The sequence below is a fragment of the Ruegeria sp. SATB027 genome (genome assembly GCF_059613825.1).
Map to the genome: position 1 here is coordinate 1 of NZ_JBXWTH010000026.1, position 2,988 is coordinate 2,988.

The window sequence follows — 2,988 nt, forward strand, 5'->3', positions numbered from 1 at the left end:
CATATAGGCTGCGATGAACCAGAAATCCTCCGTTACGAAAACCTCAAATCTGTCCCACAAGCGCTGACGTTAGACAGGACAGTGCGGCACCCATTCCTAAGTTCCTTTCACAATTGGACTTTCATCCGGTTGCCTGTATGGTCCCCGTAACTTTACAACCTGTACCATCATTATCGGCGAGAACACCAATGATCGACAAACAACACTTGCGCGAAACCATGTTGAAACTCACAGAAGCAGAGCTCACCCAGGCTGAGAAGAATTATCAACGTTTTTTACAATCGGCCCGTCTGGACCGCACGGAACCTATCGAAAGTGATGAGCAAGCGCAGGCAGAAACGGCCGCAGACCTGGCTGAAGCCTTCGATGATAACGCACATGACTACCAGGCTAAACTTCGCGCCATTGGCGCGCTTGATTTCGGCCCAAAGTCGAAAGTCGAGCCAGGTGCCGCCGTTGATATCGGAGAACGTTTTTTGGTTGTAGGCGTCTCAACCGCAGAGTTTGAATGTCAGGGGCAAAGATTCATCGGTGTCTCACCGGCGGCACCGATCTACTTGGCACTCGAAGGGAAGAGCGCAGGCGATATCTGTGAATTCAACGGGCGAACGATTGAAGTTAGGGACGTCATCTGACTCCTCTGGATAATCTCCCCGGTTTCATTCCGCCCCTACGGTCGTTTGGTTTGGTCGGCGAAAGCAAGAGTTCAACAGAAAGACATAAAATGCCTCGTGAATACCCCCTCACCCTTTATCGGAATGTTGGTATCATGGCCCACATCGATGCCGGAAAAACGACGATGACTGAGCGCATCTTATTCTACACCGGAAGATCTCACAGAATTGGCGAGGTCCATGACGGGGATGCAACTATGGACTGGATGGAACAGGAGCAAGAGCGGGGAATCACAATCACTTCTGCGGCCACGACCACATTTTGGGAGAGGCTTCAAGACGCTGGAGAGGCCGCTGGCCCGAAGCATAGGCTCAACATCATAGACACACCTGGCCATGTCGATTTCACGATTGAAGTGGAGCGATCACTCGCGGTTCTCGATGGTGCCATCGCCTTGTTGGACGCCAATGCCGGGGTCGAACCTCAAACCGAGACTGTTTGGCGACAAGCCGACCGCTATCACGTACCACGTCTGGTATTTGTAAACAAAATGGACAAGATCGGTGCAGATTTTTTTAACAGTGTTCGTCAAATCAAAGACCGTACGGGTGCCATTCCTTTGCCCGTCAATTTTCCAATTGGTGCTGAGGAGTCTCTGGAAGGGATCGTCGATCTCGTTACCATGGAGGAATGGATCTGGATGAGCGAGGATCTGGGCGCTTCCTGGGAGCGTCGACCTATTCGCGACGAACTCCAAGACATCGCCAATACTTGGCGTGCGCATTTGGTGGAACTCGCGGTCGAACAAGATGAATCAGCCTTAGAAGCCTATCTTGAAGGGGAGGAACCCGATACAGCAGATCTGAGAATACTGATCCGCAAGGGTACCCTAAGCATGGCATTCGTTCCGGTCCTTGGGGGGTCTGCCTTTAAAAACAAGGGCGTGCAACCGTTGTTAAATGCAGTCGTGGATTTCCTTCCAAGTCCTCTGGATGTTCTCGATTACGTCGGATTTGCCCCCGGAGACACAACCGAAACAAGGAACATTTCTCGCCGAGCTGATGACGACATGCCGTTTTCTGCCCTTGCTTTCAAGATCATGAATGACCCGTTTGTGGGATCTTTGACGTTCAGTCGAATATACTCCGGAACACTTAATAAGGGCGACAGCATACTGAATTCCACGAAAGGCAAGCGCGAACGAGTTGGTCGAATGATGATGATGCATTCCAACAATAGGAAAGAAATCGATCATGCCTATTCAGGTGACATCGTTGCGCTTGCCGGTTTGAAGGACACAACGACAGGCGATACGCTTTGTTGCACGCGACAGCCTGTAATACTCGAGACAATGACGTTCCCAGAACCCGTCATTGAAATCGCAGTAGAGCCCAAAACAAAGGCTGACCAAGAGAAAATGTCCGCGGGATTGGCTCGCTTGGCCGCTGAAGACCCATCATTCCGGGTGGAAACCGACCTCGAAAGTGGCCAAACGATCATGAAGGGAATGGGCGAACTACATCTTGATATTCTCGTTGACCGGCTCAAACGCGAATTCAAGGTTGAGGCCAATATTGGTGCACCACAGGTTGCATATCGAGAAACGATCAGCCGGGAAGCTGAAATCGACTTTACGCACAAGAAGCAAACTGGTGGGTCCGGTCAATTTGCGCGAGTCAAACTCGTCGTGGAACCAACTGAGATGGGTGAGGGAAACGCTTTCGACAGTAAAATCGTCGGCGGTACTGTGCCGAAGGAGTATGTTCCTGGGGTTGAAAAGGGCATCCGGTCGGTATTGGAGAGTGGTCCATTGGCTGGTTTCCCCGTAATCGATGTTAAAGCGTCGCTCGTAGATGGCACCTACCACGAGGTTGATTCGAGCGTGCTTGCATTTGAGATCGCGGCTCGCTCTGCTATGCGCCAAGGATTGGAAAAAGCAGGTGCAAAGCTCTTGGAACCGATAATGAAAGTCGAAGTCACGACACCAGAGGACTATACTGGGAACATCATTGGCGACATTACATCGCGTCGCGGCCGAGTTAAGGGTCAGGAGCCTCGCGGAAATCTAATTGCTTTGCAGGCAATGGTTCCACTATCGAGCATGTTTGGTTACATTAATTCTCTGCGTTCAATGTCCTCTGGTCGTGCTCAGTTTACGATGCAGTTTGATCACTATGCTTCAGTGCCTCAAAGCATGAGCGACGAAATCCGTGCGAAACACGGGTAGATAGGAGTGTCATATTAGGCTAGTTGTGAAGACTTCACCTAGGTGTTGAATCCCAATGCGTGGTGGGTTTGGCTTTGTTGCACAAATGGCGTGAGGGATTCCCTGTTTGAATCCAGTGGGGTAGCAATGGTGCATGAGCAGTTGGT

2 protein-coding genes are annotated in these 2,988 nt (G+C 50.9%); both read left to right on the plus strand.

All coding sequences use genetic code 11. The annotated features are described in order from the left end of the window. Positions 1 to 188 precede the first annotated feature (188 nt). On the plus strand, positions 189 to 635 hold the full coding sequence (locus tag AC2FPW_RS04540; RefSeq protein WP_496812697.1) for a hypothetical protein: 447 nt from the start codon (positions 189 to 191) through the stop codon (positions 633 to 635). Positions 636 to 724: 89 nt separating this feature from the next. Continuing rightward, the gene (fusA, locus tag AC2FPW_RS04545) at positions 725 to 2,842 is read left to right on the plus strand and encodes an elongation factor G (RefSeq protein WP_496812698.1); all 2,118 of its coding nucleotides are present in this window, start codon (positions 725 to 727) and stop codon (positions 2,840 to 2,842) included. Positions 2,843 to 2,988 lie beyond the last annotated feature (146 nt).

Coding starts and splice junctions, on each gene's coding strand:
- AC2FPW_RS04540 (WP_496812697.1), top strand. CDS start 189: ATGATCGACAAACAACACTTGCGCGAAACCATGTTGAAACTCACAGAA.
- fusA (WP_496812698.1), top strand. CDS start 725: ATGCCTCGTGAATACCCCCTCACCCTTTATCGGAATGTTGGTATCATG.